Raw genomic sequence first — 11,005 nt, forward strand, 5'->3', positions numbered from 1 at the left:
GGGCCTCGCCTGGCTCGCCGTTTCCAACGCCCGCGGCAGCGATGACGAGCGCTATGCCGGCGAGGTCGATTATCAGAGGCGCCCCCGTCCCCGGCGCGAGCGTGAGGTTGCAGCTGGTCACGGGGTGGTCGAGCCCGCGCAGCGCGCGCCGCAGCAGAGGCAGGCCCCGGTCGAACTCGTGATTGCCCAGCGTGCCCGCGTCATAGCCCAGCGCGTTCATCGCCGCGACCATGGCATGCGGCCCGGCAGGCGAGCCGGTGCCGCCCCGGGCGAGGCGCTCTGTCTCGGCATCGGCCATCGGGTTGCCGTGCAGGAAATCGCCATTGTCGAACAACAGCGTGTTGCCGCGGCGGCGATGCGCTCGGATCAGCGGCGCCAGCCGGGCCAGGCCGACGCCGGGGTCGCGCCGTCCGGCGAGGTAGTCCCAGGGTAGCACGTGGCCGTGCAGATCCGTCGTGCAGATCAGCCGCAGATGGACCAAATCGCCCCCATCGCGCGCTACCGCCCCCGTGCCGACATGCATGAATCGTCCTTTCGACCTTCGATGACGGAGGTTGCCGTCCTCGACTGATCGAAAACCCCTAGGTTGCACGCCGTGCCCTGCCTAGCTTTACAAGGACGCGACGCTGCGCACTGTGGGCCGCGCCGCAGCGTCACTGCGGCCAGATCGGGGAGGCGAGCAGGTATGGGGCCCTTGGACGACATCACTTTCGGCGGCGGCGGGCTCGATCGCGTGGCCGAGATCCGGCCTGATTCGCAGGCCGTGGCGGAGCTCTTGGCGCGAGAGGATGCGCGGGTGCTGCCGCTGTGGCGCGGCAGGCTTCTGATCGCGCAGGGGCGGCTCGCGGCGTTGCCCGCGGGGCATGCGGCATTCGATGGGGCCGATGAGCCGCCGGTGCTCCTGGGGCGCGAGGCCTCGGGCGCGGGGCTCTTTGCCCGGCCCGTCTCCGACTGGGCCGGGGCGCCGGAACGGCCGGACCCGGCGGAGGCCGTGGCCGATCCGCGCATCGCGGCAGGGCGCTTTGTCGAGCTGCGCGGGGCGATGGCGGGGCTGGGGTCACGCGATTCCGAGCTGGCGGCGATGGCGCGCGCGGTGCTCAACTGGCACGCGGCGCACCGCTTCTGTGCGCGCTGCGGCGCGCCGAGCCGCATGGCCGAGGCCGGCTGGCGGCGCGATTGCGCGGCCTGCGGCACGCCGCATTTCCCGCGCACCGATCCGGTGGTGATCATGCTGGTGACGCATGGCGACGCGGTGCTCCTGGGCCGCGCCCCGGCCTGGCCCGAGACCATGCATTCGGTGCTGGCGGGCTTCGTGGAGCCCGGCGAGACGGTGGAGGCGGCGGTGCGGCGCGAGGTGGCCGAGGAGGTGGGCGTCGCGGTCGGGCCGGTGCGCTACGTGGCAAGCCAGCCCTGGCCCTTTCCGGCCTCCCTGATGCTGGGCTGCCGCGCCGAGGCGCTGGGGCGCGCGCGCCCCGTGCTGCGGCCCGATCCGGCCGAGATCGCGGCGGCGCACTGGGTGCCGCGCCAGGAGATGGCGCGGATCTTCGCGGGCGAGAACGCGCGCATCGCCGCGCCGATCATGGGCTCGATCGCGCGGCACCTGCTGTGGAACTGGCTTGCGGGCCGGCTCGATTGACGCGAGAACCGGGGCCGCGGAGCGCCACGCGCTCTCCCCCGAGGCAAAGCGAGGCAGGCCCATGGAATTTTCGTCCCAGCAGCAGGTCGCCGCGCCGCGCGACTTCGTCTTCGCGCAGGCCAGCGATTTCACCGCCTTCGAGCGGCAGGCGATGCGGCGCGGCATCGAGGTGCGCGGGCGTGAGGATACGGCCGGGGCGCGCAAGGGCTGGAAGGTCGATCTGCCGGGCTCGATCCCGGTCCTCGGCGGGCGCGAGGTGGTCGTCGATCTCGCCGATCATGCGCCGCCGGAAAGCTACCGCGTCGTGGCGCAGGTCGCCGGCATCGAGATCGGCATCGAGGTCAGCGCCGATCCGGTCGAGCCGCATCAGTCGCAGCTTTCCGCGCGGGCGAAGCTCAGGTCCGTGAACATGACGGGGCGGCTCGTCATGCAGTCGATCAAGCTGTTCCGCCCCCGCATCGAGGCGCGTTTGCAGGGGCGTTTCGAGGGCTATGGCCAGGAGCTCGAGGCCCGCTGGAAGCGTCGTTCGGCCGGGTGACCCCGCGCGGGGTCACCTCCCGCCCTCAGCCGCGCGGCGCGGGCTCGTGCCGGCGCGGGGCGGCGGGAAACACGCCCATCAGCTTGATGCTGTCGGTGAAGTAATCCAGCTCGTCGAAGGCGAGCTGGACGTTGCGGTCGTCGGGGTGGCCCTCGATCTCGGCATAGAACTGCGTCGCGGTGAACTGCCCGCCGACCATGTAGCTTTCGAGCTTGGTCATGTTGACGCCGTTGGTGGCAAAGCCGCCCATCGCCTTGTAGAGCGCGGCGGGAATGTTGCGCACGCGAAACACGAAGCTGGTCATCATCCCCGCATCGCCGCGCCGCTTCAGATCAGGCTCGCGCGCCATGACGAGAAACCGCGTGGTGTTGCGCGCGTGATCCTCGATGTGACGCGCCAGCACGTCGAGCCCGTAGATCTCGGCCGCGATCTCCGAGGCCAGGGCCGCGTGGCGCGGATCGTTCTGTTCGGCGATGGCGCGGGCCGATCCGGCGGTGTCGACGCCGGTGTGCGGCGTGATCGAATGTTCGCGCATGAAGCCGCGGCACTGGCCCAGCAGGACCGTGTGGCTGGTCGCGGTCTCGACCTGATCGAGCCGCGCGCCCTTCACGCCCAGCAGGTTGATATGCACCCGCACGAAGGCCTCGCCCACGATGTGCAGCCCGCTTTCGGGCAGCAGGTGATGCACGTCGGCCACGCGGCCATAGGTCGAGTTCTCGACCGCGATCATGCCCAGCTCGGCGTCGCCGCGGCGCACCGCCTCGATCGCGTCCTCGAATGTGGTGCAGGGCATGGGCTCGAAGCCCGGGCGCGCCTCGGCGCAAGCCTGGTGGCCGTAAGCCCCGAGCTCCCCCTGAAATGCGATACGACCGGCCATGCGGTGCCCTCCCTCGACAGGCGTTCCCCAAAGGGCATTTCGTCGCGGCTCTACACCTTGCAACATCGCGCGGGAAGCGGATACATAGCCGCGAAACGCCGAACGGAATGGAACGCGACATGTTCGACACGATGACCCTGACCAAGGTCGTTGGCGGCCTTTGCGGCACGCTGCTGGTCTTCCTCCTTGGTGGCTGGGCCGCCGACATCATCTATGGCGGAGGCCACGGCGGCGGTCACGGCGAGGTCGCGCAGGCCTATTCCATTCCCGTCGAGGAAAGCGGCGATGCCGCCCCCGAGGAAGAGGCGGTGCCCTTCGAGGAGATTTACGCCTCGGCCGATGCATCCGCCGGCGAAGGCGTGTGGCGCAACTGCCGCTCCTGCCACGCGCTCGAAGAGGGCGTGAACGGCACCGGCCCCTCGCTGCACGGCGTGGTCGGCCGCGAGGTCGGCGCCTATCCGGGCTACAGCTACTCGGGCGCGCTCAAGGCCGTGGCCGATGTCTGGAGCCCCGAGAACCTCGACGGTTTCCTCGCGGCGCCGCGCGACTACGCGCCGGGCACCAAGATGACCTACAACGGTCTGAAGGATGCCGAGGACCGCGCCAACCTCATCGCCTATCTCGAAACCATCGGCGGCTGAGCCGCCCGGGCTGGGTTTTCCGATGAAGGGCCGTCCCCCGGGGGCGGCCCTTTTCGCATGGGATGATGCGGCGGACAGGTGCCGCTCACGCAATCTCGCCTTGAACGTCAGCCGCTTGCGCCGCTAGCCTCGCCTTCAGGCCGTTCTGCCGAAGGAGTGCACCATGCGACCCACAAGCCGCCCCGCCCGCGCCGTCACAGCCCAGCCCAACGGGCCTTGTTCGTGGATCGCGGGCGCCGCGCTGAGCCTGGGCGCGCTGCTGGCGGCGCTGCCAGCCGGGGCGCAGGAGGCGGCGGACACCGGGGAAGAGGTGATAAAGAGCCACGGCTACACCAATTTCGGCGCGCTGAAATACGGCCCCGACATGGAGCATCTCGATTACGTCAATCCCGATGCCCCCAAGGGCGGCGAGATCAGCGAATGGACGATGGGCACCTTCGACAGCTTCAACTCCTATTCGCGCCAGGGCGTCGCCGCCGCGCTCAACTCGCTGCCGCATGAGCGGATCATGACTTCGGTGGCCGATGATCCCTACGGGCTCTACTGCTATCTGTGCACCACGCTCGAATATCCCGAGAGCCGCGACTGGGTGATCTTCAACCTGCGCGACGACGTGACCTTTGCCGACGGCACGCCGATGACGGCCGAGGATCTGAAATTCACCAATGAGCTGTTCCTCGAGCAGGGCATCAGCGAATACCGCAAGGTGGTCGAGGGCTTCTACGAAAGCGTCGAGGTGCTCGGCCCGCATCGCATCAAGTTCACCTTCACCCAAGAGGCGCCGCGCCGCGACGTGATCGGCTTTGCGGGCCTCACCCCGGCCTTCTCCAGGGACTGGTTCGAGAAGACCGGCGCGCGCATCGACGAGAGCACGCAAGAGCCGTTTCTCGGCACCGGCCCCTACGAGCTGAAGGAGTTCGACATCAACCGCCGCGTGGTCTATGGCCGCAACGAGAATTTCTGGGGCGCCGATCACCCGCTCAACATCGGCCGCAACAACTTCGACAGCATCCGGGTCGAGTATTTCGCCGACAGCGCCGCGGCCTTCGAGGGCTTCAAATCGGGCGAATACACCTTCCGCATCGAGAACTCCTCCAAGGACTGGGCCACGGGCTACGACTTTCCGGCGATCCAGAAGGGCTGGGTCGTGACCGAGGAGATTCCCGACGGCACCATCGCCGGCGCGCAGGCCTTCGTCTTCAACCTTGACGATCCGACATGGCAGGATGCGCGCGTGCGCGAGGCCATCGGCATGATGTTCAACTTCGAATGGTCCAACGAGTCGCTGTTCTACGGGCTCTACGAGCGGGTCGAGAGCTTTTGGGAGAACTCCGATCTGGAGGCCACCGGCACGCCGTCGGAGGCCGAGCGCGCGCTGCTCGCGCCGCTGGTCGAGGAGGGACTTCTGGAGGAGAGCATCCTGACCGAGGAGACCCGCCGCGCGCCGGTGCTCGACGCCGCGACCAACACGCCCGCGCGCAGCACCTACCGCGAGGCCGGTCGGCTTCTGGAGGAGGCGGGCTGGAGCGTCGGCGACGACGGCCTGCGGCGCAAGGACGGCGAGGTGCTCGAACTGGTCTTCCTGCAGCGCAGCCCGCAGTTCGACCGCATCGTGAACCCCTTCATCGAAAACCTCGCGCGGCTGGGCGTGCGCGGCGTGCTGGAGCGGGTCGACACCTCGCAATACGTGGAGCGCACCCGTTCCGGTGACTTCGACCTCGTCAACCACACATTCTCCATGGGCTTCGAGCCGGGCGTCGGGCTGGAGCAGTGGTACGCCTCCAAGACCGCCGACGACAGCTCGCGCAACCTGATGCGGCTGCGCAGCGCGGCGGTGGACCGGCTGGTGAAGATGGTGATCGACGCGGGCTCGCTCGAAGAGCTGACCACCGCGACCCATGCGCTCGACCGGGTGCTGCGCGCCGAGATGATCTGGGTGCCGCAATGGTACAAGGACGTCCACACGGTCGCCTATTACGACCAGTACCGCCACCCCGAGGACATGCCGCCACTGGCTCTGGGCGAAATGGACTTCTGGTGGTACGACGCCGAAGCCGCAGAAAAGCTGCGCGCCGAAGGCGCGCTGCGATAAGGGAGAGCTTCCGACCGCATGGGCGCCTATATCCTCAGACGACTGCTGCTCGTGATCCCGACGCTGTTCGGGATCATGGTCATCAACTTCGCCCTCGTGCAGTTCGTGCCCGGCGGGCCGATCGAGCAGATCATCGCCCAGATGGAGGGCGGCGGCGACGTGTTCGAGGGCATCGCCGGCGGCGGCAGCGAGGTGAGCCAGGGTGGCGACAGCGACTACATCGGCGCGCGCGGCCTGCCGCCCGAGTTCATCGCCGAGCTGGAGCGCGAGTTCGGCTTCGACAAGCCGCCCCTCGAACGCTTCCTCACCATGATGTGGAACTACATGCGCTTCGATTTCGGAGAGAGCTACTTCCGCTCGATCTCCGTGGTCGATCTCGTGCTCGAAAAGATGCCGGTCTCGATCACGCTGGGGCTCTGGTCGACGCTTCTGGCCTATCTGATCTCGATCCCGCTGGGCATCCGCAAGGCGGTGCGCGACGGCTCCTCTTTTGATACATGGACCTCCGGCGCCATCATCGTGGGCTATGCGATCCCCGGCTTTCTCTTCGCGATCCTCTTGATCGTGCTCTTTGCGGGCGGCTCCTACTGGCGGATCTTTCCGCTGCGCGGGCTGACATCGGACAATTGGGAGAGCCTGAGCCTCATCGGCAAGGCGCTCGACTACCTGTGGCACATCGCGCTGCCGGTGCTCGCCTCGACCATCTCGGCCTTTGCGACGCTGACGCTGCTGACCAAGAATTCCTTCCTCGACGAGATCAAGAAGCAATACGTGATGACCGCGCGGGCCAAGGGGCTGACCGAGCGCCGCGTGCTCTATGGCCACGTGTTCCGCAACGCCATGCTGATCGTCATCTCGGGCTTTCCGGCGCTGTTCATCGGCGTGTTCTTCGGCGGCTCCCTGATCATCGAGACGCTGTTCTCGCTCGACGGTCTGGGGCGGCTGGGGTTCGAGGCGACGGTGGCGCGCGATTACCCGGTGGTGTTCGGCACGCTGTTCGCCTTCTCGCTCCTGGGGCTGATCGTCGGCATCGTGACCGACCTCACATATGTGCTGATCGATCCGCGCATCGACTTCGAACGGAGAGGCTGAATGGCGCTGTCGCCGCTCAACGCGCGCCGCTGGCGCAATTTCAAGCGCAACCGCCGGGCGCTGTGGTCGCTGGTCATCTTCTCGGTGCTGTTCGGGCTGAGCCTCTTCGCCGAGCTTCTGGCCAACGACCGACCGCTTCTGGTGAGCTATCGCGGCGAGATCCGCAGCCCGATCGTGAGCTTTTATTCCGAGCAGGATTTCGGCGGCGATTTTCCGACCGAGGCCGCCTATTCGGACCCCGAGGTGCAATGCCTGATCGTCACCGGCGGGCTCACCGACTGCTTCGACGCGCCTGGCGAGATCATGGCGGCGGCCGAGGCGGGCGGGGCGCTGCCGCTCACCGCGAGCGATCCGGCCGAGTTCGAGAAGGGCTGGCTGCTCTGGCCGCCGATCCCCTATTCCTACGACACCATCGTCGACGTGCCCGGCGTCGCGCCTGCGCCGCCCTCCGAGACCAACTGGCTCGGCACCGACGACACCAAGCGCGACGTCGTGGCCCGCGTCATCTACGGCTTCCGGCTTTCGGTGGTCTTCGCGATCATCGTCACGCTGGCCTCCTCGCTGATCGGCATCGTGGCCGGCGCGGTTCAGGGCTATTTCGGCGGCTGGACCGATCTCATCTTCCAGCGGATCATCGAGATCTGGACCGGCACGCCCTCGCTCTACGTGATCATCATCGTCTTCGCGATATTGGGGCGAAGTTTCTGGCTGCTTGTTTTCCTCACCGTGCTGTTCGGCTGGCCCGCACTGGTGGGCGTGGTGCGGGCCGAGTTCCTGCGCGCGCGCAATTTCGAATACATCCGCGCCGCCCGCGCGCTGGGGGTCTCGGACACCACCATCATGTTCCGCCACATGCTGCCCAATGCCATGATCGCGACCGTGACCATGCTGCCCTTCCTCGTCACCGGGGCGATCGGCACGCTGGCCGCGCTCGATTTCCTCGGCTTCGGCCTGCCGTCCTCGGCCCCCAGCCTTGGCGAGCTGACGCTGCAGGCCAAGCAGAACCTGCAGGCGCCATGGCTCGGCTTCACCGCCTTCTTCACCTTCGCGATCATGCTGTCGCTTCTGGTGTTCATCTTCGAGGGCGTGCGCGATGCCTTCGATCCCAGAAAGACCTTTTCATGAGCGACACGATCCTCGATGTCTCGGAGCTGCGCGTGAGCTTCCGTCAGGACGGCGCGCTGATCCCGGCGGTGCGCGGCGTCTCCTTCACCGTGGCGCGCGGCGAGACGGTGGCGCTGGTGGGCGAGAGCGGATCGGGCAAATCCGTCACCGCGCTCTCGACCGTGCAGCTTCTGGGCGAGACGGCGCAGCTCGAAGGCTCGGTGCGCTACGAGGGCCGCGAGATGGTCGGCGCACCGGAGGTCGAACTCAGGCGCGTGCGCGGCAACGACATCTCATTCATCTTCCAGGAGCCGATGACCTCGCTCAACCCGCTGCACACGCTGGAGCGGCAGCTGTCGGAATCGATCGAGCTGCATCAAGGCCTGCGCGGCACGGCGGTGCGCGCCCGCATCCTCGAGCTTCTGACCCGCGTCGGCATCCGCGATCCCGAAAGCCGGCTCGACGCCTATCCGCACCAGCTTTCGGGTGGGCAGCGGCAGCGCGTGATGATCGCCATGGCGCTGGCCAACAACCCCGAGCTTTTGATCGCCGACGAGCCGACCACCGCGCTCGACGTGACGATCCAAGCGCAGATCCTCGAGCTTCTGGCCGAGCTCAAGCGCGACACCGGCCTGTCGATGCTGTTCATCACCCATGACCTCGGCATCGTCCGCCGCATTGCCGACCGGGTCTGCGTGATGAAGGATGGCGAGATCGTCGAGCAGGGGGCGACGGCGGAACTCTTCGCCAATCCGCGCCACCCCTATACCCGGATGCTGCTGGAGGCCGAATCGACCGGCCTGCCCGAACCGGTGCCGGAGGCCGCCCCGGTGGTGGCCGAAACCGAGCATCTCAAGATCTGGTTTCCGATCCAGCGCGGGCTTCTCAAGCGCACGGTGGGCCATGTGAAGGCCGTCAACGACGCGACGCTTTCGGTGCGCGCGGGCGAGACGGTCGGCATCGTCGGCGAAAGCGGGTCTGGCAAGACGACGCTGGCGCTGGCCATGGTCAAGCTGATCGGCTCCGAGGGGCGCATCCTCTTCGACGGGCGCGAGATCCAGGCGCTGAACGAGCGCCGGATGCGGCCCCTGCGCTCCGAGATCCAGATCGTGTTCCAGGACCCCTTCGGCTCGCTCTCCCCGCGCATGACCGTGCAGCAGATCATTTCCGAGGGCTTGGGCGTCCACGGCGTCGAACAGGGGCGCGACAAGCGCGAGATGGTGGCCGAGATCATGCGCGAGGTCGGGCTCGATCCGGTGGCGATGGACCGCTACCCGCACGAGTTCTCGGGCGGGCAGCGCCAGCGCATCGCCATCGCCCGCGCGCTGATCCTGCGGCCGCGTCTGATCGTGCTCGATGAGCCGACCTCGGCGCTCGACATGACGGTGCAGGTGCAGATCGTCGACCTGCTGCGTGCGCTGCAGCGTAAGTACAGCCTCGCCTATGTCTTCATCAGCCACGACCTCAAGGTCGTGCGCGCGCTCAGCCACAAGGTGATGGTGATGAAGAACGGCGACGTGGTCGAAGCGGGCCCGGCGGAAGAGATCTTCGACGCGCCGCGCACCGACTACACCCGCGAACTGATGGCCGCGGCGTTCTGACCTTCGAAGCCGGCCGCCCGGCGGAGGCCGGGCGCCATGCGTATTTGAAGAAAGATGAACCGTAGGGCGCGCCCCCATGGTTCATCTTTCCGAAAATACGCACATCCCGACGGCGGCAGGCCGCACCGCGCCGGGAGAGAGGCCGCGCGGCTCAGTCTTGATAGCTGAACCGCGCCTCGCCCAGACCCTCGATCGCCACGACGCATTCCTGCCCCGGCGCGACCGAGCCCACGCCTTCGGGCGTGCCGGTCATGATCAGGTCACCCGGGTGCAGCGTCACCAGGCGCGACAGGTGCGAGATGATCTCGGCCACGCTCCAGATCATGTCGGCCAGATCGCCGTCCTGGCGCAGGGTGCCGTTCAGACGCGCGGTGATACGGCCCTTCGCGGGGTGACCGACCTCGGCGGCGGGGTGGAACGGGCCGAGGACCGCCGAGGCGTCGAACCCCTTGGCCATGTCCCAGGGGCGGCGCATTTCCTTGGCCTCGGCCTGCAGATCGCGCCGGGTCAGGTCGTTGCCCGCGGCGTAGCCCCAGACATGATCGAGCGCCTCCGCCTCGGGGATGTCGACGCCGCCCTTGCCGATCAGCGCCACCAGCTCCGCCTCGTGATGCAGGTTGGCGGTGGCGCGGGGATAGGGCAGCACCGCGCCCGAGGCGACGGCGGCGCAGGCGGGCTTGGTGAAGAAGAAGGGCGGCTCGCGCTCGTCATTGCCCATCTCGCGGGCATGGGCGGCATAGTTGCGCCCGACGCAGAAGATCCGGTGCAGCCCGACCTCGACCTCCGCGTCGGTCGTGGCGAAGCGGGGCAGGGCAGGGGGGGTGACGGCGAGACGGGTCATGCGGGGGCTCCGGTTCAAGATCCGCGCATGAGACGCGCCCGCCGCCCCGAAGACAAGACGCCGCCGCGATCCGGGAGGAGATCGCGGCGGCAAAAGGGTCGTGCAGAGCCCGGGAGGAAAAGGCTCAGGACGGCCCGATCATGAAACACATCGCGCCGCGCGCCTGCAGCCTGCGACAGGCGAGATCGGCGGATTCGTTGGTCAGCCCCATGAAGTTGGCGTCGAAGCCGCCCGAGCGCTGGGTCACCCGGCGCAGCGCGCCGTCGAGCGCGCCCGGCTCGTTGAGCGCGGTCTGGATCAGCACCCGCTCGGCGGCGTTGCGGCTGTTGTAGCGCCCGACGTTGATGCCCCAGAGCCGGCCGCCCGAGGTCGAGACGCGGGTGACGACCTCCGGCACCGCCTGCATGCGCGAGGCGTCGACCGGCGCGATGGCGGCGGCGGTCATGATCCGCTCGGTCGGGCGTGGTTGCGGTGTGGTCTCGGGCGCGATCCCGGCCTCGGCAAAGATCTCGGCCGTCTCGGGTGCCATGTCGTCGTGCGCGATGACGGGGGCGGCGACGGCAACGCGGGCCGGGACCTCCTG

General features: G+C 68.2%; 10 protein-coding genes and 1 pseudogene. 7 read left to right on the forward strand and 4 right to left on the reverse strand.

Annotated features, from left to right (window positions below; translation table 11 throughout):
• Nucleotides 1–523: metallophosphoesterase (locus tag NHG85_RS12580; RefSeq protein ID WP_253332871.1), on the reverse strand; the 523-nt coding region annotated here is incomplete at its 3' end.
• Nucleotides 524–685: 162 nt separating this feature from the next.
• Between NHG85_RS12580 and nudC the strand changes: the two genes are divergently transcribed.
• Together nudC and NHG85_RS12590 are read left to right on the forward strand one after the other, a co-directional pair.
• Nucleotides 686–1,636, forward strand: a complete 951-nt coding sequence (gene nudC / locus NHG85_RS12585; RefSeq protein ID WP_253332873.1) for an NAD(+) diphosphatase — start codon at nt 686–688, stop codon at nt 1,634–1,636.
• A 61-nt stretch (nt 1,637–1,697) separates the two neighbouring features.
• Nucleotides 1,698–2,174, forward strand: coding sequence for a hypothetical protein (locus NHG85_RS12590; RefSeq protein ID WP_253332875.1), 477 nt, complete (start codon nt 1,698–1,700; stop codon nt 2,172–2,174).
• A gap of 25 nt (nt 2,175–2,199) precedes the next feature.
• Here the strand turns inward: NHG85_RS12590 and NHG85_RS12595 are convergent, their stop codons facing one another.
• Complete coding sequence (locus NHG85_RS12595; protein ID WP_253332877.1) at nt 2,200–3,051, reverse strand: prephenate dehydratase; 852 nt, start codon at nt 3,049–3,051, stop codon at nt 2,200–2,202.
• A 119-nt stretch (nt 3,052–3,170) separates the two neighbouring features.
• Between NHG85_RS12595 and NHG85_RS12600 the strand changes: the two genes are divergently transcribed.
• The 5 genes from NHG85_RS12600 to NHG85_RS12620 all read left to right on the forward strand — a co-directional run bounded on the left by NHG85_RS12600 (nt 3,171) and on the right by NHG85_RS12620 (nt 9,581).
• On the forward strand, nt 3,171–3,692 hold the full coding sequence (locus NHG85_RS12600; RefSeq protein ID WP_253332879.1) for a c-type cytochrome: 522 nt from the start codon (nt 3,171–3,173) through the stop codon (nt 3,690–3,692).
• Nucleotides 3,693–3,855: 163 nt separating this feature from the next.
• On the forward strand, nt 3,856–5,784 hold the full coding sequence (locus NHG85_RS12605) for an extracellular solute-binding protein (RefSeq protein ID WP_253332881.1): 1,929 nt from the start codon (nt 3,856–3,858) through the stop codon (nt 5,782–5,784).
• 18 nt (nt 5,785–5,802) lie between these two features.
• The gene (locus NHG85_RS12610; RefSeq protein ID WP_253332883.1) at nt 5,803–6,876 is read left to right on the forward strand and encodes a microcin C ABC transporter permease YejB; all 1,074 of its coding nucleotides are present in this window, start codon (nt 5,803–5,805) and stop codon (nt 6,874–6,876) included.
• Nucleotides 6,877–8,001: an ABC transporter permease gene (locus NHG85_RS12615; RefSeq protein WP_253332885.1), complete on the forward strand. Its 1,125-nt coding sequence runs from the start codon at nt 6,877–6,879 to the stop codon at nt 7,999–8,001. It begins immediately after the preceding gene.
• Nucleotides 7,998–9,581 (forward strand): ABC transporter ATP-binding protein, encoded by a 1,584-nt coding sequence (locus tag NHG85_RS12620; protein WP_253332887.1) that lies wholly within the window; start codon nt 7,998–8,000, stop codon nt 9,579–9,581. Before NHG85_RS12615 ends, NHG85_RS12620 begins: the two co-directional genes overlap by 4 nt.
• Before the next feature lie 151 nt (nt 9,582–9,732).
• On the opposite strand, the gene NHG85_RS12625 is transcribed toward NHG85_RS12620, so the two are convergent.
• Nucleotides 9,733–10,422 carry a fumarylacetoacetate hydrolase family protein gene (locus NHG85_RS12625; protein WP_253332889.1) on the reverse strand — a complete coding sequence of 230 codons (690 nt, stop codon included), beginning with the start codon at nt 10,420–10,422 and terminating at the stop codon, nt 9,733–9,735.
• A gap of 124 nt (nt 10,423–10,546) precedes the next feature.
• Nucleotides 10,547–11,005: pseudogene (locus NHG85_RS12630) on the reverse strand (D-alanyl-D-alanine carboxypeptidase); the annotation flags it as partial.

Origin of the sequence: Limimaricola litoreus (assembly GCF_024159025.1) — a bacterium.
In the GTDB taxonomy this organism is placed as follows: domain Bacteria; phylum Pseudomonadota; class Alphaproteobacteria; order Rhodobacterales; family Rhodobacteraceae; genus Limimaricola; species Limimaricola litoreus.

Coding starts and splice junctions, on each gene's coding strand:
- NHG85_RS12595 (WP_253332877.1), bottom strand. CDS start 3,051: ATGGCCGGTCGTATCGCATTTCAGGGGGAGCTCGGGGCTTACGGCCAC.
- NHG85_RS12615 (WP_253332885.1), top strand. CDS start 6,877: ATGGCGCTGTCGCCGCTCAACGCGCGCCGCTGGCGCAATTTCAAGCGC.
- NHG85_RS12605 (WP_253332881.1), top strand. CDS start 3,856: ATGCGACCCACAAGCCGCCCCGCCCGCGCCGTCACAGCCCAGCCCAAC.
- NHG85_RS12590 (WP_253332875.1), top strand. CDS start 1,698: ATGGAATTTTCGTCCCAGCAGCAGGTCGCCGCGCCGCGCGACTTCGTC.
- NHG85_RS12620 (WP_253332887.1), top strand. CDS start 7,998: ATGAGCGACACGATCCTCGATGTCTCGGAGCTGCGCGTGAGCTTCCGT.
- nudC (WP_253332873.1), top strand. CDS start 686: ATGGGGCCCTTGGACGACATCACTTTCGGCGGCGGCGGGCTCGATCGC.
- NHG85_RS12610 (WP_253332883.1), top strand. CDS start 5,803: ATGGGCGCCTATATCCTCAGACGACTGCTGCTCGTGATCCCGACGCTG.
- NHG85_RS12625 (WP_253332889.1), bottom strand. CDS start 10,422: ATGACCCGTCTCGCCGTCACCCCCCCTGCCCTGCCCCGCTTCGCCACG.
- NHG85_RS12600 (WP_253332879.1), top strand. CDS start 3,171: ATGTTCGACACGATGACCCTGACCAAGGTCGTTGGCGGCCTTTGCGGC.